General features: G+C 41.0%; 21 protein-coding genes and 1 pseudogene. 9 read left to right on the top strand and 13 right to left on the bottom strand.

Annotation, left to right across the window (positions count from 1 at the left end; translation table 11 throughout):
- Nucleotides 1-493: 493 nt before the first annotated feature.
- Nucleotides 494-1,285 carry a helix-turn-helix transcriptional regulator gene (locus JGF26_RS17625; protein ID WP_134708487.1) on the bottom strand — a complete coding sequence of 264 codons (792 nt, stop codon included), beginning with the start codon at nucleotides 1,283-1,285 and terminating at the stop codon, nucleotides 494-496.
- Nucleotides 1,286-1,547: 262 nt separating this feature from the next.
- On the opposite strand from JGF26_RS17625, the gene JGF26_RS17620 reads away from it, so the two are divergent.
- Nucleotides 1,548-2,315: a HipA family kinase gene (locus JGF26_RS17620; protein ID WP_134708486.1), complete on the top strand. Its 768-nt coding sequence runs from the start codon at nucleotides 1,548-1,550 to the stop codon at nucleotides 2,313-2,315.
- Nucleotides 2,305-3,177 carry a hypothetical protein gene (locus tag JGF26_RS17615; RefSeq protein WP_134708485.1) on the top strand — a complete coding sequence of 291 codons (873 nt, stop codon included), beginning with the start codon at nucleotides 2,305-2,307 and terminating at the stop codon, nucleotides 3,175-3,177. Before JGF26_RS17620 ends, JGF26_RS17615 begins: the two co-directional genes overlap by 11 nt.
- 422 nt (nucleotides 3,178-3,599) lie before the next feature.
- Here JGF26_RS17615 and JGF26_RS17610 read toward each other — a convergent pair whose 3' ends face one another.
- The 8 genes from JGF26_RS17610 to JGF26_RS17575 form a co-directional block, all read right to left on the bottom strand.
- Nucleotides 3,600-4,379, bottom strand: a complete 780-nt coding sequence (locus JGF26_RS17610; protein WP_167587213.1) for a hypothetical protein — start codon at nucleotides 4,377-4,379, stop codon at nucleotides 3,600-3,602.
- Nucleotides 4,380-4,620: 241 nt separating this feature from the next.
- A complete protein-coding gene (locus tag JGF26_RS17605) occupies nucleotides 4,621-4,944 on the bottom strand; it encodes a TA system toxin CbtA family protein (protein ID WP_134708483.1) in 324 nt (107 codons plus the stop codon).
- A gap of 65 nt (nucleotides 4,945-5,009) precedes the next feature.
- Nucleotides 5,010-5,342: a type IV toxin-antitoxin system YeeU family antitoxin gene (locus JGF26_RS17600; RefSeq protein WP_134708482.1), complete on the bottom strand. Its 333-nt coding sequence runs from the start codon at nucleotides 5,340-5,342 to the stop codon at nucleotides 5,010-5,012.
- Nucleotides 5,343-5,374: 32 nt separating this feature from the next.
- Nucleotides 5,375-5,596 carry a DUF987 family protein gene (locus JGF26_RS17595; RefSeq protein WP_134708481.1) on the bottom strand — a complete coding sequence of 74 codons (222 nt, stop codon included), beginning with the start codon at nucleotides 5,594-5,596 and terminating at the stop codon, nucleotides 5,375-5,377.
- Between the two features lie 8 nt (nucleotides 5,597-5,604).
- Nucleotides 5,605-6,084: a DNA repair protein RadC gene (gene radC, locus JGF26_RS17590; RefSeq protein WP_134708480.1), complete on the bottom strand. Its 480-nt coding sequence runs from the start codon at nucleotides 6,082-6,084 to the stop codon at nucleotides 5,605-5,607.
- A 13-nt stretch (nucleotides 6,085-6,097) separates the two neighbouring features.
- Nucleotides 6,098-6,562: an antirestriction protein gene (locus JGF26_RS17585; protein WP_134708494.1), complete on the bottom strand. Its 465-nt coding sequence runs from the start codon at nucleotides 6,560-6,562 to the stop codon at nucleotides 6,098-6,100.
- A 134-nt stretch (nucleotides 6,563-6,696) separates the two neighbouring features.
- Complete coding sequence (locus tag JGF26_RS17580) at nucleotides 6,697-7,515, bottom strand: DUF932 domain-containing protein (protein WP_134708479.1); 819 nt, start codon at nucleotides 7,513-7,515, stop codon at nucleotides 6,697-6,699.
- 81 nt (nucleotides 7,516-7,596) lie between these two features.
- Nucleotides 7,597-7,836, bottom strand: coding sequence for a DUF905 family protein (locus tag JGF26_RS17575; protein WP_134708478.1), 240 nt, complete (start codon nucleotides 7,834-7,836; stop codon nucleotides 7,597-7,599).
- 458 nt (nucleotides 7,837-8,294) lie between these two features.
- Between JGF26_RS17575 and JGF26_RS17570 the strand changes: the two genes are divergently transcribed.
- From JGF26_RS17570 to JGF26_RS17545, 6 genes and pseudogenes are all read left to right on the top strand, one after another.
- Nucleotides 8,295-8,552 carry a hypothetical protein gene (locus JGF26_RS17570; RefSeq protein WP_134708477.1) on the top strand — a complete coding sequence of 86 codons (258 nt, stop codon included), beginning with the start codon at nucleotides 8,295-8,297 and terminating at the stop codon, nucleotides 8,550-8,552.
- A 358-nt stretch (nucleotides 8,553-8,910) separates the two neighbouring features.
- Nucleotides 8,911-9,291 (top strand): annotated as a pseudogene (locus JGF26_RS17565) (replication initiation protein); the annotation flags it as partial.
- A gap of 34 nt (nucleotides 9,292-9,325) precedes the next feature.
- A complete protein-coding gene (locus JGF26_RS17560) occupies nucleotides 9,326-10,150 on the top strand; it encodes a ParA family protein (protein WP_134708476.1) in 825 nt (274 codons plus the stop codon).
- A 14-nt stretch (nucleotides 10,151-10,164) separates the two neighbouring features.
- Nucleotides 10,165-10,689 (top strand): hypothetical protein, encoded by a 525-nt coding sequence (locus JGF26_RS17555; protein WP_134708475.1) that lies wholly within the window; start codon nucleotides 10,165-10,167, stop codon nucleotides 10,687-10,689.
- A 2,033-nt stretch (nucleotides 10,690-12,722) separates the two neighbouring features.
- The gene (locus JGF26_RS17550; RefSeq protein WP_134708474.1) at nucleotides 12,723-13,364 is read left to right on the top strand and encodes an inovirus Gp2 family protein; all 642 of its coding nucleotides are present in this window, start codon (nucleotides 12,723-12,725) and stop codon (nucleotides 13,362-13,364) included.
- Between the two features lie 328 nt (nucleotides 13,365-13,692).
- Complete coding sequence (locus JGF26_RS17545; RefSeq protein WP_134708473.1) at nucleotides 13,693-13,923, top strand: AlpA family phage regulatory protein; 231 nt, start codon at nucleotides 13,693-13,695, stop codon at nucleotides 13,921-13,923.
- 491 nt (nucleotides 13,924-14,414) lie between these two features.
- On the opposite strand, the gene JGF26_RS17540 is transcribed toward JGF26_RS17545, so the two are convergent.
- The gene (locus JGF26_RS17540) at nucleotides 14,415-16,061 is read right to left on the bottom strand and encodes a YfjI family protein (protein WP_134708472.1); all 1,647 of its coding nucleotides are present in this window, start codon (nucleotides 16,059-16,061) and stop codon (nucleotides 14,415-14,417) included.
- Between the two features lie 446 nt (nucleotides 16,062-16,507).
- Here JGF26_RS17540 and JGF26_RS17535 point away from each other — a divergent pair, with 446 nt between their 5' ends.
- The gene (locus tag JGF26_RS17535; protein WP_134708471.1) at nucleotides 16,508-16,687 is read left to right on the top strand and encodes a hypothetical protein; all 180 of its coding nucleotides are present in this window, start codon (nucleotides 16,508-16,510) and stop codon (nucleotides 16,685-16,687) included.
- 19 nt (nucleotides 16,688-16,706) lie between these two features.
- On the opposite strand, the gene JGF26_RS17530 is transcribed toward JGF26_RS17535, so the two are convergent.
- From JGF26_RS17530 to JGF26_RS22580, 3 genes are read right to left on the bottom strand one after another with little or no spacing between them, the layout of a single operon-like run.
- Nucleotides 16,707-17,657, bottom strand: a complete 951-nt coding sequence (locus JGF26_RS17530) for a DUF5655 domain-containing protein (RefSeq protein ID WP_134708470.1) — start codon at nucleotides 17,655-17,657, stop codon at nucleotides 16,707-16,709.
- A gap of 36 nt (nucleotides 17,658-17,693) precedes the next feature.
- A complete protein-coding gene (locus JGF26_RS17525) occupies nucleotides 17,694-18,956 on the bottom strand; it encodes a GIY-YIG nuclease family protein (protein WP_134708469.1) in 1,263 nt (420 codons plus the stop codon).
- A gap of 3 nt (nucleotides 18,957-18,959) precedes the next feature.
- The gene (locus JGF26_RS22580; RefSeq protein WP_203250373.1) at nucleotides 18,960-20,975 is read right to left on the bottom strand and encodes a DEAD/DEAH box helicase; all 2,016 of its coding nucleotides are present in this window, start codon (nucleotides 20,973-20,975) and stop codon (nucleotides 18,960-18,962) included.
- Between the last annotated feature and the right edge of the window lie 26 nt (nucleotides 20,976-21,001).

Genomic DNA, 21,001 nt, shown 5'->3' with positions numbered 1-21,001 from the left:
TCCTGCTCTATTGGGCACATGCCGACAGCAACTATGGGAAAGTGCATCTTTGTACGCCTTGCCATCTTGCAGCGTTCAACCGTAGCTTTGGACACGCGGATGCTATACCACTCAAGCTGGACCATGCTCATGCACATAAGGGAAAGTGGTAACGATAATATTGCCAGGGAATTGTTAAGCGTCCTGTTTAACATTCTGCTTTTCAAACTCTGCCGGAAAAGGACTACTTATATGCAGCATGTTCACGCAATATCTATTGTTATCTATCACCAATAAACTTGATTTTATTACATTTGGAGATGAGTAAATTTAGATGAATATGGACACAAAAAAAGCCGCCCTTAAGCGACTTTGATTTGCATCTTTATGGTGCGAAGGCCGGACTCGAACAGTGGCTTTAATTTATTGATAAACATACATATTCCATAAATTAGATTTAATTATACCAACGCATGTACCAACATTCTAAATTGCTGGATTTTGACACCAATTGTCAGTCATCGTTTTCAACGGGATATAGCGCATCCAGTGATGCCTGCAACATAGCAATAGAGCCTACACGTACAAAAGCGTCTTCACCATCTGCATCGGTAATCTGAAGGCGTTCACCGGGAGCAGGGTTGCTTTCTAGTACTGAAAATGCGCTGGCCAGTTGACCAAGATAATCTGTTTCCTCGTCCTCAGCTTCATCAGCCTCAACACACATTGGGATAACCCCCCTTCCGTCTGTTAACGTAATTCTGACGTTAGCGTAATCATCTTCGTCATCATTAGCGTCGTCCACATACATTCCCGGAGCCTCGAACAGAAACTGATGAAAAACTACGTTACGTATATTAAGAGCAAAACGATGACTCTCGGAATCAAAGACGAAAAATTGCTCTGTATCTCGCTGAACCTCTTCATAAAAATAAGAGTAGAACCGACGTTTATCAGCAGGCAATATTGGCAAGAATAGGGGTTCTGCATGCCCCTGAAGGAAAAGTTTAACAATCCATTCACAGCCATCCATTTCAATGCCATCGGCAGCAATTGATTCTAACTCTTCATCACCCCGGTATCTCTTATTACGAAATGCAGCAAGAGACTTATCAGCTTCCGGGAATACGCTATGTAATGGTTTGTTCAGGATCGAACAAATTGCCTGTGCAATTCCAAGTTTTGCTGCAATTTTTCCAGACTCAATGCGCTGGATTTGCTGCTGGCTAGTTCCAACACTTTCAGCCAGCTCTCGTTGAGTCATGGACTGCTGAGTACGAAACTGCTTAACAAAATTCTGAGACATACTGATCCCTTACTTTTAAAACGCCCATCACATTAAAACACATAAATGTGTTTTAAACTCATTTATGTGTTTTATTTTTGTATTCGATAATGCCAGCCTTACAAACGATATGTTTATCATTCAGGACAAGCTGGTTAGAGAAAGCATAGTATTGCTGCTTTGCATATTGCGTGCTTACTCGCAAAACACTGATCATTTGTCAGGATATGGCAACGAGATTTATCCGTGTAATCTTTAATGAAAGCAACATAATGGATTGATTATGGAAACAATCGAGATTGCAACGCTTTTACCCGGAGCAACGCGTTTTAGTGATGAAAACATTAATCAAACGTGGAAAGGGCATGTCAGAACAGCTAACAATACGGTAGTCGTCTTTGCAAAAATTATTGATGCTCGCGAACTCTGTGTCGAAGCTTTTTGCGCAATCCTAGGTAGAGCTATTGGTATCCCCATACCTAAACCCTTCCTGATTCTCGCTGATAGTACGACCCTAGATGCAATTCCTGCTGGGCAGCATGCTTTAATGTTTGGTTCAGAAGATGCCGAATACCCTAGCTTCCGCAGGCATATTGCTTGCCAAGATGCCTATGAAAAGTTGCAGAAATTTAAAGCATCCTTAGATGTCGGTGTATTTGATGAATGGATCGCCAACCATGATCGTAATGTCGGAAATATTCTCTATGACGGTGGTGATGATTTTTTATTCATCGACCATGGTCTGGCTTTGCCCCAAGGATTACAATCTCATACACCAGCGAGTGACAACAACATCCTGAGAGTTCTTTTCGCAATAAAATCAGAAATGGATAAATTCCGTGATTACAGAACAACATCTCAAGCTATAACGCCAATGTATCGCGCCTTGAATCTGCAAGAGATTATGGATTCCACGCATTCATCACAGTTTGTTCCGAGCAATATCATCAGCGAAATACTGGCCTTTCTTACGGAGAGATTGTCAGCAATGGAAACTCTGATAAAATCAAGGCTATGCATATCACAAGTGGACATGTTCGATGGCAATTGACCTTTCATTATTTCCAACAAAACCTACCTATGCAGGCAGGTGGTGGTCGATTTCTTTTGAGCCCATCGTAGGTTCTGGCGAGAGGATAAATGCAATCATTGTAGTCAGAGGTGATGATGGAAAAATTGATATAATCCAATCAATTAGAGACGAAGTTCTTGAGGCCATTTATGGCACTAAATCTGATGCCATCAAAGAAATGATTATTTGGGTTAAAAGTTCACTGCAAACTTACATATCCTCTCACTTTAGTTTGTCTGGTTGGTCATCGCCCATATCAGGATTCTCAGTTTCACGCGATTCCAAAGCATTAGATGACACTCTTTCTGGGATAGTTAAACAAGCTGTAAGACTAACGGCCAGCTTAGGCACCCTAACTCTTGAGGCAATTCGTGATGAGGAAGATTATCTGCCAAATCAGAAACAATCTGAGCAATGGGCAACGAAAATCTCAGATGAAACAAGATTGCTCAACCCAAAACTAGCCGATTTTTTTGGAAGCCGTGTGCAACTGTCTAGCGCTAAGCTTCATACGAAATTTGGCTTTTATAACGATATGTATGCTTCAAATTTTGGATTGATGGTTCCAAGCAGGCTTTCTGCTTCTATCAGTTCAATTAAAGCAAAAGTTTATGACCTAGAATCACTTAATCGTTCTGGAATGATATTAAAACCTGAAACACTGGACGTGATTGTAGGCATACCATCATTTGATGATCCAACAATTCCCCCCAAGACTGTGGCTACCATGAAAGGGCATGTTGAAGAGCTAACTGAACTCGCTTTAAAAGAGAAAATTAATTTCATTGGTGTTCAGAATGCCAAGGAAGCAGCTCAAAGAATTATCAACATTGCAGCTTAATTTTAACTATAGCTATGCCTAAAAACATATACAGCGACAAACTCCAAAATTCTGGCGGTGCGTGAGAGCAGTTGGCAAGCTCTAAATAATAATTATTTAGTGTCTTCCAAGCGATACACATCTCTGAAATAGCAACGTTTTTAAAATTGATGCAGATTAGCTGTCTGAGTATATTTCTATTTTTCCTTGAACATCTCCTCTTAGATGCCACCAATTGATTTTTATTAATGCTTAAGACTGTAATAGACGTGTTTTGAAAACGAGCGATCTTCGTTAGAGGAGATTGGGAGACTTGTTGTCTCTTTTTCCATACAACCAAAAAGGCGGTACTTGTTTCGCCTTAGTTAAGCACCTACTGCTCGGCAAAATAACAAGGTTTCGCCTCAGCAGTAATTTGAATAACAATGCTTAGTCCTTTGCAGCTAAACACTACTATCTAACTCTTCAATACTAAAAACATGAATATTTTTAAGAGTATCTTCAGTACACCACGAAAATTTTTCTTTGCTCAAAATTTCATCGACAATAGTTTCATTAAAGGGTATCAACGTTAAAAACGAAGGTTTCTTATCTTTGCTAGGCACTATGGGCTGACCATTGCTTACCCAGTGTGCTTCCAGTCGCACATTCAAATTTTGCCATTCCACTCCTTTGCAGAGTCGATCCTTTTTAAGTGCATAGAAAAAAGCCGATTTACCATTTGGTGTTGGATGATTATCCATCAGCATCAGAAGAAGAGGGATTCCCCAATCAGGTAGGTAGCTATAATGCCAGATACCAAAGCTGTCAGCGATCCTAACCAGACGGATGAAGGAATTTTGATCAAGCTTGCCATCACCGCCACGTAAATATCTACAAACTATCCATGCCCGACAAAGGTTATCAAACTGCATAAATCGATTGCGACGGGATGCCGCGATTTCTGTTGATGCTGTTCTGTCATTCCCGGGAAAACCACCAAAACGCTGAGATTCTGAACTCAGAGGACAAAACTCACCATTTTTTGGTGGTGCTGAATGAGAGAACCTAGGGTTATAGTCAGGGTTAGGAGTGACTAAGCCACTATCATGAACTGGTTTCTCACAAGCGATACAACGCAACGAAGGATACTTGTCTCGTGTAATTCCTTTCACCTTTTGCGCAAACTCGTCAATTTTGAGTTCAACCCAAGAACCTTTCTCCAGAATTTCTGCTTTATCCATAATGTATAATATTAAATGATGTTGATATGACAGTAATTTTATTAGAATCGCAGTTTAAAAAAGAAGCAGCAAGTGATTTTTGTTACCTTTGCGACTGTGTACTCTCTGTTCACACTTTTTGCTAATAATGCATTGATTCTTCACGCAAGCAAACGCGCCAGCCGGAAGTAGCTGACGCATTATGCGATTAATAAATATTCAGAAAGGTAAATTGGGAAGACTACTCATTAGATTTAGTTAATCAGTTACGTCTCAACAAGCCAGTCACCTGTCGCGCTCGAAGTATATCTACAGCCCGTAGATACGGCGTTTGTTCGTGCCAGCTAAAGCCCTTACGATCGATTCGTACCAGTTCATACTTCCCTACTAAAAAATTGACGGCATCACACAGCAGAATGCCTGCGTTGATATGCTCCTGGATAACGTCATCATCATGGAAAGGTGTATCTTGCAGTGTCAAGCCGTAATGCTGTTTTAACAAATAAGTGAGCAGTGTCTGCCAGACCTGAACAGGTGGCAGGCGTGGGGAGGTCGCCGCTGTGTGCGGTGTGGATTGCAGTTGCATCAGAAATTCCTGTTTGAGGTGAATAAAGGCAATAAAACTCAGAGAGGAGCCAATAATGGTTTGGCTTACTTTGTGGGATAGATCGTTACATAAACATAGCCACAACTGGCTCGAGTATCAGCGTCACAGGTAAAGCCACCGAAGCTGACGCTAGCCAGATGCTGCCGGGCGGGTTTCAGTTCTCCTGTACATAGTAACGATTCCAGATACTCGATAAACAGTGGGAATTGTTGTTCAAGTGCAGCAGCCTGTTCTGTCGTAAATGATCCCTGAATATTCGATCTGTCAGCCAGATAATGAAGCCGACAACCTTCCTGTACCAGCCGTGCTCCCAATGATGGGGTAATATCGTGTCTTAAGCCCCATGCCTGAACAGGCGATGTGTTGTTTTCCTGCATTGATAAACTCCAGAGAGAAAAACGGAATTGAATTAATTAAGCGTCACACAGCGTAACGATGCATAAGGACCAGAACGATCCTGACGACGTTCAACAAAGACAGCGAGTACTCCGTCAATATTCTGAACTTCACGACCGTAGTAATGGCAGACACTGCCATGCCATTGATAATGGCCTTTACAGAAAGCAAAAAACCTTGCATTAGGATGTTGGCGATAAATGTGCATTGCCTGGCGTTTGCTTATAATCTTCATTCAGCACCTCACAGCCAGCCACGTTCAGCGAATGAGACAATATCGTTATGGCCCACCACCAGATGATCCAGGGTACGAATTCCTACCACTAAAAGAGCCAGCTCCAGTTGTTTCGTGATGAGTTTATCGGCTTTGCTGGGTTCAGCATGGCCTGAGGGATGATTGTGGACCAGTATCACCGCAGCGGCGTTTTGGCGAAGCGCAGATTTAACAATCTCACGAGGTTGTATTTCGATATGGTTGATAGAGCCGAGAAAAACAGTTTCGTAATCAATCAGCCGGTGCTGGTTATCAAGATGAAGAACCATAAAGATTTCGCGCTCCTGCCCGGCTAATTTCAGCCGCAACCAGTCACGCATTGCTATGGCGCTGGTGAGTGTCACTCCGGGTTCTTGCAGGTATTTCTCCAGATGATTCAATGCACGTTTGATGATGCGTTGCGCTGTAAGCGTTAATCGGGGAGGCGGTAGTAAAAGCGTGTCAGACATAATCATCAGCCTCTCAGTCGATAAGACACATAATGGCGCTGCGTTCGGGATGTGCCAGTGCATAATCACGCAGACGGTAATAATGTTCGCTCATGGCTTCACAGTGCGTTCTGCAAGCATGATGACTCCAGGCCATTAAGCAAACGGCAATCCCGGTTGCTTCGGTAGTCAGTGTCGCTTCGTTACCATTCCCTTCATTAAACAAGACATAGTTGTCGCTTTCAGGTGGCGTAAGAAACGCCCCACCATTAGAAAGAGAATGAAACTCCCATACACCGCCCTGATAGTCCGTGCTCCATAAATCCAGCCATGAAAATACCTGTGGTTCGATAAACACCCACTGACGGACATTGCCAAAATGACGGGGCCAGAAATTGACCCGCTGTTCATCGGGTATGAGGGTAGCGGTAATGGATAAATCGCCGGATGATGGAATAGCGGTTACTGGTGAAATATCGGTATGGCACGCAGCCGCCATGCTCATGTTATCGGTCATGATTAAATTCCTTACGCAATAGATATACCCATAAGCCCCGTCGCCGTGGCGACAGGACTTATGATGTTTGATGAGAAAAGATGTCTGAATTGAGAGATAACAGGGAAGTGATAACATCAGGAAGCGAGTTGCAGCATACTTTCAGCCATAACCCATAAAGCACGATTGAGTTTTACATCGCCATCAATGCCTTTTACGGCTCGGGTACGATTGCGTTTACCCTGCACTGAACGACCGGATAAGCCACCTTTAATTAAATTCTCCTGAATCCTTTGGTATGTCGTCCATAAATCGTTATCTTCATCCTGCCAGCGACGGGGAGATAATAACTGTGATTCAGTGACAGGCTTATGCTCCTCGCCAAAACGATAAGTAAGCGCTGCCGAAGCTAATGCCTGTTGTGCTGGTGGAGGGAGTAATAACGATTGCATGGCATCGCGTTTTTCTTCGACTTTATCGAAAATCCCCAATACCTCATAAGCCCCTTCAATCACCTTTTCAATGACGTTACCCTTATGCGGTACACGCACCTCACCAAATGACTCTCCGCAGATCAAACCATTCTGGCAAACTGCACGAAATAACCCCGGCAACATTTGATACGAACTTGAACCATCATGGGAATTGAGCAGAATAATCTCGGGAACCTGTTTACCCGTTATCTGGCCTTCACGTCTTAAACGAAGCATATGCTTGGTATGCTCACGTTTGCTTAAATCACGTACTTTGGTCTGACAAGCAAAGAAAGGCTGGAATCCTTCACGTTGAAGATTATCCAGTAAGGTAATGGTGGGGATATAAGTATATCGGTCACTGCGGGATTCATGCTTTTCTTCACTGAAGACACTCGGTACATGTGTAAATAACTCTTCATTAGTTAGTGGGCGGTCGCGGCGGATCAGATTAACGCGACCAAATCGGGATGCTAAACGCATAGCTAATTCCTTATTAGCGGAATAGTGGTAAATCCACACCTCCCGAAGGAGACATGGCGATAGAGTGGGATAAGATTTAAATCAAGGTGTAATACGAGGAATAGCGTCACTGTCGATAAAGCGATTAAGCATCACTCCAGCTTCGGCGGCAAAGTTCCAGTCCCGCCAGATAAGGCTTCCGTCGGTATCGCGGATAACCAGTCGAAAGTGTGTGCCCTGATCATCTTCAATAGTGATATTACTGTAGAGTGAAGCAATGGCTTCGGCATCAGAACGCGTAAACGGGCCATCAGGAAGCAGGCCGGATTGGGGTTGATACATTTTAACTCTCCACAAAGAAAAAGCCCTGTGGCGCTAACCACAGGGCATCTTGATGAATTAAAAAAAATAGATTATTTATTCACCTGAGTAATATAGAAATTAAAAAATATACAATTTAAATCTGAGTACCGTGACTAACGCGCTGACAACATCAAAAGTAACACCTATAGCTGGTGGTCGAATTGACTCTCTTTCAATGAGTTTGGCGTAACGCTGAGAGGGGCCGCTGTGCATACTGAGGATAAAAAGCAGGTGGTTGGATTTTACATGACCATGGATATCAAGATTGAATTCTGTTCCGACTACGTTGACTGACAGCTATGAACGAGGAGCGGACGTTGCTGTTTTTTTGGATGCAGCCTTTCCAATAAGTAATTGGAATAAAATTCTTTAATAACAATTAGTTAAGAATACTTTCTTGAGGTCTAATTTTTTTACATCGGAATGGAAGAAAATACATGGGCAGTTATGCGTATGATTATCTTAATGATTCAGTGCTTTTAGATGGAGCATTGGCATCACAGCTATACCAAGGTATATCTGATTTGACCTTAGAGGGGGAGCTAACCAGATATCGCGAGTATTGTATTAAAATTCTTCCGGAAGTACGGAAAGATGTTAAAGCCAATAATGATGCGCTTAGCTGTATGGCTACTGATACGATGTCTCATATCTCACGACTTAAACAAGCAGCATTATACTTAGAGGAAGTATAGTCTCAGATCCTATTTTCAAACTAACTGACTTTAGAAGCGCTTCGACTGAAGCCATAACTTCATTCATGGGTGTGACATCAACACCAATGATTGATCGCAGAGAATTAGCTAATGCTGCAATCAGACTTATCGAATTGCGTCCATTAGTAGCTGGCGGTACACTAAGCCGTTGTGACAGAAGGATTCGACAGACGAGGCCGTTCCCGTGTAATTTAACGGCAACAGAAAAAACAAAGCCCCGGTAATCATGAGCTATCTTGGCGGATGAGCATGACTACCAAGGCCAAGTACGAAACCTTGAAAGGATATTAGCACATGAGCCGTGCCAGACAACAGCCCGCCATAAGCGCAGGGCGCATTGCATAACGCTGCACTCGAACTCTTCAATGACCGCTTACTGCACTTTTCGGACGATCTGCATTTCGGCGTCCGTATTGCCGGTAAAGAATGCGCCATTCCGGCGAAATACATCCAGTTCAACCAGCCTCATGCCATGTTCTGGTTGGGAATCGACGTCGATTGCAACGCCCCCGCGCCCACGCTGACCAACCCCGACAACGGACAGGCGCATCTGCTGCACGCGCTAAAAACCTCTATTCGCACCGCACTGGACGGAATTATGAAGCCGCTGTGCTACACCGCCGTGGAGAATGCGCTACGTAAAAAATTAGAGGCTGACGCGGGGTATTCGAGACTAATCTGCAAGAATCCGAACCATGGTCACTGGAAAATAGTCGTCGAACCTATTTTAGGTATAAAAAGAAAGGGATAGTATGAAGGTTATTAGTTTTATTAATATGAAAGGTGGTGTTGGTAAATCTACGGTAGCCATAAATGTGGCTCATTGCTTATCCGAGAGGAATGAAAAAAGAGTCCTCATAATCGACATGGACCCTCAATTTAACGCTACACAATGCGTATTAACCCCCGAGGCTTATATCAAGCACATGGAAAGTGGCGGTGACACAATCTGTACGGTTTTTAATCCAGAAAGGGTTGTTGTCAACTCGATTAATGGATCGTCGATAGTTAAGCCTAAAGAAATTGAAGATATAAAACCAATTAAAATAGACAATAATTTAGATCTATTACCGGGTAGTTTAGAACTTCACCGAATTGAGGTTTCAGCTGGTAGTGGTTTAGAGTTTAAATTACGTAGGTATTTAGAATCAGTAAGGGGATCTTACGATTATGTGTTAGTGGACACCCCCCCTACGCCATCAATCTGGATGTATAGCGCTTTAATAGCTTCTGATTTTTATATCATACCAGTAAAACCAGAACCGTTATCCATCACGGGAATTGATCTTTTAGAAAGTATCATTGAAGATAAAAAGAAAAACTTTGCTCTGAAAATAAAATGTTTAGGACTTGTTTTAAATTTGGTTGAGGAAAACACAGTTACTTATAGAAAAACAATGGAGTTTTTAGAAGGTAGTGATAAGTGGCGAAATTTAATCTTTAGATCATTCATACCTAAGAGGACCGCGATTTCTAAAGGGCAGACTTCAGCTGTTCACATATTAAAATTGAAAGATAGAGCATTACATATGAAACTTGTCAGAGTCGTTGATGAGTTGAAAGAGAAAGCAAGCTAAGGGGGCATTGATTCATGGACAAACTAACTAGTAAAGATCTTAAGACGCTCATGAATTTCATTGAGGAGTTCTCTTGGGTTGCTAACAAATATAAGAACATTGATGCAAAAAAATTAATTGAATATATCAATAATGTTGAAAACTCGAAAAAAGAAGAGTCTTTCTATTCTAAATATCGCTATGATAGCAAGTTAAGGAATAACTCTGTTAAAGAGAAATCCTTCCTTATTGGTGCATTGCCTGCGCTGCTGATGGATCGCGAACTTTTTATAAAAAACAAGGATTTATCTGATTTTGCTGCTCTTATTGGCATTGAAGTTAAATTTCCTGAGAAACGTTCCAGAGATGAAATAATAGGCACTATCATTTGCTCAATCCAAGATGAAAATACACTAGCCAAAGTCTCCGATATCGGTGAATTTATATACCGATTGACTAGTGATGACCGCGTTATTAGCAATATAAAAATAGAAAAGAAATTAATGAATGACAACTATGACTGGAATCGTCTTATTCGTCATCTTTATGATAGGGGGTGATCTTTGTCTCGACTAACTAATGACGACTTTAAACTTCTTGTTGATTTTTTAAGATGCTATTCTCTAGAAAGCGTTTCTAGTAATAGTGACTTTTTAAGAAACCTAAAAATGGTTCATAAAGGATATTTTTCGTTGTTGGTTTTTTCTTCGGAACTTACATTAAACCAAGCTATCGGAATTAATTCTGAAGTTTTGAATAGAGTTAATGAAACCTGTTCTGATATAGGTGCATCTATTCTCCTACTTGCTCATGGTATGTATAAGCAAGCCAATATGTCTCTAAGAAGTTCGATAGAAAATTTTTCAAAGTCGATAGCTTATCCTGAGTGTGAAAGCATCATTGAGGATAAAAGTGTATTCTCTGTTTTTGAGAAAACTAGAAGCATCTCATTGTTTAGCACACTTAGGCTGAAAGATAGATACACCGATATAACATCTATTTATTCTGATTTGTGCGCCTACACACACACAGCAAATGCGTCGAACATGGCTAACATTAGTGCGTTAAATAGCATACCTAAGTTTGATGAAGGTAAGTGCATTGAGTTTATTAATTTCTCAAAGAAACTATTGACGTGCTTCCTTATTATTTACACACATCTTTACCGCGATAGATTCTTCAAGTTCAATCTAGGTAATAGAGATGCAGTATTACATGTACTCAGCCCCACCGAGCGCAGACATCTCATGGAAGCCACTCCCTAAGAGGTGGCACTAAACAACCTATATGTGATCAGTTTGGAGATCGGAAATTTTTGTACGTTAAGCGCACTATTTAACCAATAGTGGTGCGTAAGGGGTTGATTTAGCGTTAGCGGCTATCGCATTTGAGTCATCGCGCTTGCTGTATTGCATTTAGGTTATCCGATTAAAGAAAATCCACGGGAAACGGCGTATAGCGCGGGAGTACACCTTAGGGCTATAGGTAAGTCTGTTCAAAAAACAGGCTTACCGTACAATAACCGAACTGACCCCATTAGGGGCGTGCGCTTAAATATAGAGCTGCCTCTGTGGACTGGTTATGGTTGTCTGGATGCAGGATGTCAACCTCAATCTGCCACAAACTTAGCGACTCGCTAACTGTCTGAAAAGAACCGTGCCGTATGGGTTCTGGCCGGTTGCCGGAATAGGGCACTCCTGCTGCCCTAGCTACTGAGGGTTATTGTCACGTTTCCCTGCCGTTACTGCCGCAGGATAAATTCGCCCTGAATTACAAGGGGGGCCGCTTGGAAAACGGAAAATATCCTACGTTAAGCCTGTTTTCTGAGCTGGCATGACGGACAGCTATGAGCGAACAGCGGAAGTACGAATACGAAATTGTGCATACGATTATGGGGCTTTACGCATGGCGATCTTCTCCAAGAACATAAACAGTCATGCCGGAGGTTCTCTAAAAGTGAAGGGCCCGATTATGCGGGGTACTTACACATCCAATGGTTGAACTCACAGCACAGAGCGGACTTCTCCTGTAGTCCTGTCAGAGTATTTCATAACAAAAGAACAGTGATCATCATTGTATTTAGTTCAACAATAATATTATTACATTCCTTATCTAATATTGCTCTCATTCTCAGAAACCACTAAACAGGTCAATTATAATTACTATTTATTAGTGATAACTCAAGAGTAATTATATGTACGTAATCATTACCTATTTAATCAGTTTTTAATTTCTCTTCTTTTATTGCAATATTGAGTAAATCACTATTTAGCGTGTCGGTTTATGTAATATAGTAAACACCACTGTATAAACAATACTAAATGATAATGTAATTATAATCCATGTTTACTTCTAATAAATATAAATAGTAATGAATACAGATAGCAACTAATGCATATAAATAATAACAACCCATATTACATACTACCAATACCTCATAGATAAATATATAACATTCACCTAATAATAAATTCAAACACATACTAATTCATCAGTGAAATGAAGTTAACCATAGCAACGACAAAACAATTCCTAATTAAATTATTACTAACACTGAAATGTCATATTACCAACCACATAGTAAGGATTTAAAATGAGTGAATATATCGAATCACACGGTAAACTAAATGAATACCACCTGAATAGAATTAAACATACCATAGCCAAAGCATTAGTCTGCCACTCCAGAATATTTGCTATAAGAGTTGATCTCCATGTACCTTGCACTACAAATCTGGATGGAATGATTGATCCATATGACTTCGCTAAAATTGATGCTGCTGTTATAACCAGGTTTATTGCATCACTGAAAGCCAAGATTAAATCCGATCTCAAAGCTAAAGCCAAGGCTCATAAACGAGTACATCCGACTACCTTACGTTATATATGGACCCGGGAACTTTCACCCACCACGAGTAACACTCACTATCATGTGCTCCTTCTCCTTAATCAAGATACTTATGCTTTCCTTGGTGATTATAAAAAAAGCACAGGGAATCTATCAGCCATGATAAAAGATGCCTGGTATAGTGCTTTGGGTATAACTATTGATGAAGATATATCCACTACCTCATTAGTTTATTTCCCTGAGAATCCATGTTACTACCTAAGTGAAACCAGTCAGGACTTCAAAGACTCTTATGATGATCTTATTTATCGTGTCAGTTACTTTGCCAAAGAAGAAACGAAGAACAAAGATGATGGTCAGCGTAATTTTGGTTATAGTCAGGGATAAGTGTTAAATGCATCATAATTAGTATAACTCCTGCAAGCATCTCTACACAATTAAATATATCAGCCCTACTCTTTATCAAAATATAAAACAAAACTGCTTAGGATGTGTCGCAAGCGTTTCTAGTGGCACTAATATGTCTAATTAAATATACATAAACAACAATGGTGGTGCGATAGAGGAATTTTAATATTTTTACCATGCCTATATAGGCACCTTAAATTAATTCATTACTGTGGGTATAGCTTATGACAGAGAACTGACATCTACCAGATTAGCTGCGTAAATATTGGTTCCTGTCTCCCTTAACCTTTAAAGAGAGACAACTATCATGAGCAACATCAATACCCTAGATGACATTGACCTGATTAACGATAGGATGATTGATATGAAAACTATTGTTGCATTTACTGGATTATCTACTCAATGGTTCTACAAACTGATGGACAACGGGTTATTCCCTAAACCTATAAAGCAAGGCCGTAGTTCCCGTTGGTTAGAAAGTGAAGTAAAAGCTTGGCTACTGGCAAGAATAAAAGAATCTCGCGGTGATCAAGTATAATAGCCAATAAATAAAGTGACAAAGTGGATGATATCTACAATCAAGAGGCAAGCTGTTCTGCATGGTGCTACTTGATGCCATTTAATATAAATGCAAAGGATTGCATTAATTAGTACACAAAACCACTATTACATTTTTTATGGAATGTTGATGGATTATCAAAAAATAGTGTGATTAATTTAAATCATTTACAGGCCAATGCTTATATAACTCAATAAGAATTGGCAAAAAAAAATCAACATTCAACCATTTATAATTACATGCGTAACCGTTCTTCATTGCTTCAAAAAACCATACCAGATACTTTTATCTCATTTTTTTAAATTTCATCATTTCCATTTGATTGCTACAGTTGCTACAGTTGCTACAGTGGCAACTGTAGCAACGTTTTAAGCATTTTATATTTTAAAAAAATCACCACTATAAAAATAATGAAACTCATTCCCATTTCCACGCGTGGTATTTAAAATGCCGATTAACAATTTCGTTACTTAGCTCCAGTTAAATCTGGACATATCAAAACGCCCATTTTTAGGTTTAACATCAGTACTTGATAAAACAACCTTGAAACGTATTTTATTTTCATTTCCGACCGGGATGATACCATACTGTCCTAAACGGTTAGGATAGATAAAATGCCCCTTACCATTATCATATTTAATTATAGTAATTAATCCAAAGCCAATAAGTTGCCGAAGTACTGGTTCTAGTTTATTTATCCTGCGTAGTCTGTAAGGTCCGTTTGTTTCTATATCTCGTTTAGGAAATGGATCAAAAGGTTTAAGTTCTCCATCCAATACTCCAAACCCGTAGTCTTTTTTAGTAGGATTAGCGAAATGATTTTTTATCCACTCAAATAATTCATAAACATCACATACAAATAAATATTCTGGTGACATAGGATAAAATATCATATCTGCCTGTTCTAAATACCATTCAGCAATAGAAAATCCTTTGTTTAACGTTTCATAATCAATAGCTGTATCAGATTTATTGCTCATGCCATGAATAATTGCTGCAATCCGTAATGCATTACTACCAGCTTTTGAACCTATAGAGCACATATGTGACCACTTTTGACCGTCAACCATATACCCCTGATATGTGTTATATTTATCCTGAAATAGCCGTCTGGCTTCACTGGAAAGTTCTAATATTTTCTTTGGTATTGTTTCGTCGTAAAACTTGTCTTTATGGTGTGCAAGGATACTGTGAAATTTTTTATGTAATTCTGATACTGCATGTTCTGATGTATTATTGCTAACATTATTCCGACGCAATCCAATTGTACTTTGAGTTGATGAGAATAAAAACCGTGAGAGAAAACCACTCGATGCTGCAATATCAGAATGTTTTTCAAGGTATTTAAAGAACACTCCGGGCTGAACCATGAGAGAGAGAGTCAGAAATGGTTTAACATCAATTTCCTCTTCTTTCGCACGCTTTAGTGTATAAGCATCTCCACTCCATGCTTTATTGAGTAAACCAAGATTATTTTTAGTATATCCCGTGAAGAAAGTAATGGCCTCATCAGAGATGATACCTGCGTAAGGATGTTCGCCAAGCCCCTCAATAATAGCCTTAGGTGTTGCATCCTCATAAATTAAATTAAATCTATTTGGTTTTTGAGGTTCAGCATCGAGATGGTCTTGTAATAAAAATTCTTCAACTTCATAGTTATTATGCTTAACTGCATCATAAAAACTCTTCTCTAATACCTTACGCCGTACATTCCAGATTCGGTATTCTTTTTTATAATCACTTAATTTCTTATCATATTCCTTTTTCATCATCTCTGAAAATTCATGAAACGGTTTCATAATTAATCGACTTAAAGTCGATTTACCTTCGCCACTTTTAGCCATGGATAAAACATACAGTGAACAAGGCTCAGGCTCACTGCTATATGGAGGCATCACCCCCAGAACAGGTTGTAAGGCCAATGCCGCCGCAGCCAAAACGGTGCTCCCAATGAGTTCAATGGGTATTTGAGTATCTTCGTAAAGAGTTTTGATAACATCTCTGATTACAGGGGGGAAAGCATTAACAGGATATGAAATTTGCTTTTGCTGACGTGGGGGAGAAAAATGGTGAGGGAGTAATTCATTGGGATTTTCACTGCCTGTATGTATAGCCATAATCAATATTTCCGCTTCCGACGGGTATCAAACATGACACCAATCGTTCCACCGAAAGCTACTCACTTCAAGATGCCAGAAAATATCCGTAACAAAACAAGGCTATAAATGAACCTGAATCACGTTTTACTCCCATTTCAGCATGAATTGCACCTATGCAGCGCAGTAAGAATTACGTTGGTGAGTAACACTGTATATCCTGCAACACAGACTCTACAAGATTGGAGAATAATCATCTTAATAAGCTAATTAGTTGTATTATAAGGAATAAATAGCATTACCAGACGAGCCACAAGCCTCACCGAAGGCTTTATCTGTAAATGCTGCCCCATACCAATCATTGACGCTACAAACTGCTCAGAATGCGGTTCAGGAAGAATTTGAGGGTATTAACAAAGCCTACTATCTGATGAATCGATCTTCTGGATTTTCATGGACTTCACTTCATGATGAATTCCATCCTAAACACGGTCCAGATTACCAAGCACAGCCTTACAGCAGGTTTTGTGATTGCAATCTTTGTTGGTGATAGCCTGATTACCAATGCTATCTTTACGATTAGTAGTGCCGTTGCCTTCTTGCAGGTTACCAAAAGCATCATGGATGAGAGTAAGCCAGCAGGATAGCTTCATGTTTGAAGTTACCTTAATTTTCCTGATAAGCCTTTTCTATCATGACCTTAGACTTATCCAGCTCATCTTTAGTACGCACAATAATCTCCACATCACCTGTCCCCCAGTGGCCTTTATTCGTGACATCACTGATAAAGCCAGGTGTCAGATCAACTTGCTGCGGGTTCAACTTAAGATAAAGACGCAACTGTGGATCTCTTTGCGGAGCCCAGACCTGTAAGCTAACAAAATTTTTAATTTTCTGAAAAGCAGTATAAAACTTGAGTTCCTTGCGTTGAACATCATCGCCTAAAGATTCAACGTAATCACAAATCTCATTGTAGAACATGAGCAAACCTGGCGATGCCATCGCAATACGATTTCGGTGGTGGTCATTCCGTTCTGACGTTGTAACCCCAACGCTTTTCTCTGGCGCGCTATTTCCTGTAGCGACTAATACTGGTATTGATGTGTTTTTTTCTGTGGTCGCATTGACGAGTTCAAACATAAGTAAATCACTGGCAAAGAGCTTATAGCGGATCAGACTAATATTACGGTTAATCTGCTGTACGGCATGTTCATCATATTTATTGAAGTCTGCTGCAATACAAAGTAAGCGGGTCCCTGACCAGTCTATTTTCTCTGCAGTAGATTTACCCAATTTGTCCATCACCAGCCAGCGAAATTCTGCCTGATGATCCAACAACCAATCGAGGTAGAACAACCCCTGATTGATCACGTTCTCATTACTGTGGCGTTTGTACTCGATGATAACGGGGCAGTTATTTTCATCGAGCCCTAAAGAGTCAATACGCCCACGATGCGTTTTACCGGTACTGTACTCAGAAGCCAAAAAGCGTACACCGAGAAACGCTTCCATGTGTGCTTCAATCAATGTCTGAAGCTCTTTCTCGACCGTTACGGCTTTCCCAGAGAGCTCCTGGACACCGGAAGTACCGTAACGGAATAGCTGAATATCGCTCATTGAGAATCTCTACTGGTTTGGATTGTACAAAAAAATTTATTGATGTTTGTCATCCTGCTTCGCCACTATCTTTCCTGTCGTATTATCCATTCGATATTGCGAGATAGTGCCATCAAGAATGTACTTGATCACCGACAGCACAGTCGCTAAAGGTGCATGGAACCATTCGCGAGGATGATAGATCTGCCCATCCAGGCCTCGTAACGTGATATTGAGCCGTTGCTTCCCTAAAAAACCATGAATCAGCGCTTCAAGTTTGTGGGTGTTGATGTTGAAACATTGTGTGGTCATGACTATCCGAACTGGGGCTTCTAGGAAGGTTTTATCTTTTTCAGCATGCTTAATACGTTCTTCAATAGTTCCTTCGGTAAAGCCAATTTTATACAAATCAGGTTTAAAACATTGAAGAGCTGGCTGGTTGCTATGAGTGGCAAGGACATAGACATATCCAGTCGGAACCGGCGTCTCATCTGGCCGCACATGTTGTCCGTTCAGAATAATTTTGCGGCCTTCTGTGTCTCGTACCAGACCATGCGTAAGTGAAAGGAAAAGCATATTCATCTCAGTCCCGTTTTCGAATACCAGATGCAAACGGGCATTCCAGGGACCATATTCCTCTAATCGCTCACCAACTTTGTCTACATACCCCATAACTCCATTGAGAATAAAAAAATCACCTTCATAAATTTTTAACTCATGGCGGAAGCGAACAAATGAAAATGCTCCCGTTTTCAGGCCATTTTGGACCGTCTCAAACAATGGAGCGAAGCGATGGAAATCTGGGCAAGGTTGCCGTTTTGCAATCTCATCTGGCTGTGTTTTCTTTTCAGTAGGGACATGTTTTAAAGTGAAAATATCGGGTGCAGAAAATGAGAGCAATCCATCATCGTCATCTGCAAAGATATCTTCCAGTGAGGTGACCAGCTCAGATTTATCAACCACGACTGGGGGAACTGGTAATGATTCTGATGGTTCAAGGATATTCCCGGTGTTTCCCCCCTCAAGCAAACCGTGGATATCAAACGGCTGCAACATCTCATGATATTGTTTGTTATCCCTGAGAGCTCTCAGACGTTGAGCAAGCAACGTTTCTTTAAATTCCTCCGAATCGGTTAGAGGAGGATGGCCGTGAACAACATAAAAGGCATTAATCTCTTCTAATCGACTGACAGACAGGTTACCGGTAGGTGAATATATTTTCAGTGGTTCAACCACCAGTAAGCCCAGATCATCAGCTTCGGAAAAAATATCGTCAATGGTCGCCTTTTGACGAGGCTGAACAGGAGAAAGCCTGAGCATAAATTACGGTTCCTGTCGCACAATGCGCTGCTGTTTCATTTTTCGGATATAGGCCAATACTTCAGCATAACGAACCTCTATCGCATCACTGGCATTCAGTGATGGCTCCCGCTGATATTCACTGGCAAAAGCTTTAATTCTGGGCCAAAGCATCACCGCTTCTTCCTCTGATACCTGTGCCTGATTCGCTCTGACTGCTTCCTGAATGGCTTTTAGCATCGTCGCGGTGACTGATTTTGACAAAATCTCGTAAGCACCATGGAAGGGATTCACTGCATCAATTAAGTCAATATTCAGATTTTCAATGTTGATGAATTTATCACCCATTTTTAAAAACTGATGGTTAACATTTAACGAGTCATTCGAACTACCGGTACGCTGGCCGGGGCTGTTATCGATTATGGCATCCGGCGGTAAATCAGCTTCATCAATAAGACCACCGCATTGACCCACAAAAAGACTCTGCAAAATACCACTACGCACTTGTTCCAGTTCGTATTCAGTCAGGTCAGGGTGAAGCGTTTGTATCACCGATGGTAACACTACCTGAGTGATCACCTCAGGCGGTGTTGACTCAGTAATAGCCTCTTTAACCACCTGCTCATTCGCCATTAGCGCTGCAAGAATCTCGTTTTTACCGCCGTTAAGGATTGTCAGCACCTTGTCTGATACCGGTAATGCATGATCATCAACCAGAACCGTATTGGCAGGTAACGGTTCACCAGTCCATTGAGATCGTGGCTTAAATTGAATATTTGGAGCCATGATTTGCTCCATCAGCAACGAGGTGGTGATGGCTTTAAGCATGTTGTTTACCGATACTTTAACGTCATCATCTTGAGCATCAGGCTGAGCTATAAGGTTGGTAAACTGTGCGTGAGTTTTACCTTCACAATCTCGTGTTGCACGCCCAATAATTTGCACAATCTCTGTCATCGAACTGCGATAACCAATTGTCAGTACATGTTCACAGAAAGGCCAGTCAAACCCTTCTTTCGCCATACCCAATGCAATGATGATATCCATATCGTCAGCAGACTGAATGTTACGCAAATACGCCTGAACTTTAGGTCTTTCCGACGGGTTATCATCAACCAAATTTGCCACACGTAATAATTTTCCATCACCTTTACGTTTTACCCGATAGATACCAGTATCTGGTTCTTGCTGTTGCACCTCACCCAGCGCATCCAGGATGGCATCAACCTCGGCATGTTTATCTTTTGTGGATTCGCCGGAATTAACATTGGGGATATGAATGATGGTTTTCTTGCTGGCATCCAGCACTGAGGGTAGTGCCTTGATGTATGGCCCCTGATAAAAATGGTAGCCAATACCTAAAGATTTTAAATACTGATATCCATTAAGCTGTTCGTAGTAGGTATAGGTCACTTTCGTGAACTGGGCTTCATCTTCGGGTTGCAGGATGGGTACGGTATCCCCTCGAAAATAAGAGCCGGTCATCGCAATAATCTGCGCATTAGAGCCTTGCATCAATGCATCAATCAGATTGCCCAGACGGTTGTTTTCATCCGCTGAGACATGATGGAACTCATCTATAGCCACCAGACAGTCGTTAAATGATTCAATGTTCAGCTTATCGAAAGCAAAGCGCAGCGTGGCGTGAGTGCAAACCAGAATGTCGTCAGGGCTCGCCATAAATCGTTTAAAGGCTTCAACCTTACCGGCCTCACCGCCGCCAATGCACAGATTATTTTCAGGTTTCACTTTCCAGTCGGCAAAGAAACCGTACTTTGTAAGTTCAGTATCTTTAAACGAACCACCGATGGACATTTCAGGTACGGCGACTATTGCTTTACGTAACCCCTGATTGACGAGCTTATCCAGAGCAAGAAACATTAATGCTCTTGATTTACCAGAAGCTGGCGGAGCTTTGATAAGCAGATAAGGGTTGTTCCGCTGCTCAAAGGCTCGTGCCTGCATTTCCCGCATACCAAGATCATTAAGACGCGCACTTTGCCCGGTCTGTCCGTAAGTAACCTGTAAAATATTTTCCACAATGCAATCCTCTATATGCCCTGGCT

The organism is Enterobacter sp. E1 (assembly GCF_016809815.1).
GTDB classification, from domain to species: domain Bacteria; phylum Pseudomonadota; class Gammaproteobacteria; order Enterobacterales; family Enterobacteriaceae; genus Enterobacter; species Enterobacter adelaidei.
This window is presented reverse-complemented; position numbering and strand designations above follow the sequence as displayed.

Bases quoted from the DNA above. Each gene is read 5' to 3' on its own strand.
- JGF26_RS17625 (WP_134708487.1), bottom strand. From the start codon at position 1,285: ATGTCTCAGAATTTTGTTAAGCAGTTTCGTACTCAGCAGTCCATGACT.
- JGF26_RS17620 (WP_134708486.1), top strand. From the start codon at position 1,548: ATGGAAACAATCGAGATTGCAACGCTTTTACCCGGAGCAACGCGTTTT.
- JGF26_RS17615 (WP_134708485.1), top strand. From the start codon at position 2,305: ATGGCAATTGACCTTTCATTATTTCCAACAAAACCTACCTATGCAGGC.
- JGF26_RS17610 (WP_167587213.1), bottom strand. From the start codon at position 4,379: ATGGATAAAGCAGAAATTCTGGAGAAAGGTTCTTGGGTTGAACTCAAA.
- JGF26_RS17605 (WP_134708483.1), bottom strand. From the start codon at position 4,944: ATGCAACTGCAATCCACACCGCACACAGCGGCGACCTCCCCACGCCTG.
- JGF26_RS17600 (WP_134708482.1), bottom strand. From the start codon at position 5,342: ATGCAGGAAAACAACACATCGCCTGTTCAGGCATGGGGCTTAAGACAC.
- JGF26_RS17595 (WP_134708481.1), bottom strand. From the start codon at position 5,596: ATGAAGATTATAAGCAAACGCCAGGCAATGCACATTTATCGCCAACAT.
- radC (WP_134708480.1), bottom strand. From the start codon at position 6,084: ATGTCTGACACGCTTTTACTACCGCCTCCCCGATTAACGCTTACAGCG.
- JGF26_RS17585 (WP_134708494.1), bottom strand. From the start codon at position 6,562: ATGGCGGCTGCGTGCCATACCGATATTTCACCAGTAACCGCTATTCCA.
- JGF26_RS17580 (WP_134708479.1), bottom strand. From the start codon at position 7,515: ATGCGTTTAGCATCCCGATTTGGTCGCGTTAATCTGATCCGCCGCGAC.
- JGF26_RS17575 (WP_134708478.1), bottom strand. From the start codon at position 7,836: ATGTATCAACCCCAATCCGGCCTGCTTCCTGATGGCCCGTTTACGCGT.
- JGF26_RS17570 (WP_134708477.1), top strand. From the start codon at position 8,295: ATGGGCAGTTATGCGTATGATTATCTTAATGATTCAGTGCTTTTAGAT.
- JGF26_RS17560 (WP_134708476.1), top strand. From the start codon at position 9,326: ATGAAGGTTATTAGTTTTATTAATATGAAAGGTGGTGTTGGTAAATCT.
- JGF26_RS17555 (WP_134708475.1), top strand. From the start codon at position 10,165: ATGGACAAACTAACTAGTAAAGATCTTAAGACGCTCATGAATTTCATT.
- JGF26_RS17550 (WP_134708474.1), top strand. From the start codon at position 12,723: ATGAGTGAATATATCGAATCACACGGTAAACTAAATGAATACCACCTG.
- JGF26_RS17545 (WP_134708473.1), top strand. From the start codon at position 13,693: ATGAGCAACATCAATACCCTAGATGACATTGACCTGATTAACGATAGG.
- JGF26_RS17540 (WP_134708472.1), bottom strand. From the start codon at position 16,061: ATGGCTATACATACAGGCAGTGAAAATCCCAATGAATTACTCCCTCAC.
- JGF26_RS17535 (WP_134708471.1), top strand. From the start codon at position 16,508: ATGATGAATTCCATCCTAAACACGGTCCAGATTACCAAGCACAGCCTT.
- JGF26_RS17530 (WP_134708470.1), bottom strand. From the start codon at position 17,657: ATGAGCGATATTCAGCTATTCCGTTACGGTACTTCCGGTGTCCAGGAG.
- JGF26_RS17525 (WP_134708469.1), bottom strand. From the start codon at position 18,956: ATGCTCAGGCTTTCTCCTGTTCAGCCTCGTCAAAAGGCGACCATTGAC.